Source organism: Erwinia sp. S43, from assembly GCF_016624745.1.
GTDB lineage: Bacteria > Pseudomonadota > Gammaproteobacteria > Enterobacterales > Enterobacteriaceae > Erwinia > Erwinia coffeiphila.
The window spans coordinates 1-261 of sequence record NZ_JACVTX010000085.1; the positions used below are offsets into that span (position 1 = coordinate 1).

Sequence of the window (261 nt, forward strand, 5' to 3'; positions counted from 1 at the left end):
GCTGTTCATCTTATCCCGGCTGCCGCTCAGGCTGGCCGAACCGCCGATACCCGCACCGCCGATACCCGCACCGCCGATGACACTGCCGCCGACGCTGCTGCCGGTCTGCTTTATGTCGTAGTGGTCGCGGTCCTGCTCGCTGGCTATCAGCAGATCGCGCCCGATGTCGGCTTTCACCGACTCACCGCTGACCTGCGCGCCCTGCAGCAGCGCATCCCGGCCACTGTTCAGCGTCAGGTTCCGCCCGGCGTCCGCCGTTGT

1 protein-coding gene is annotated in these 261 nt (G+C 67.4%); it reads right to left on the minus strand.

Features of this window, described 5'->3' with window-relative positions:
• On the minus strand, positions 1-261 hold a 261-nt coding region (locus IBT47_RS26880), incomplete at both ends, for a hemagglutinin repeat-containing protein (protein ID WP_200564303.1).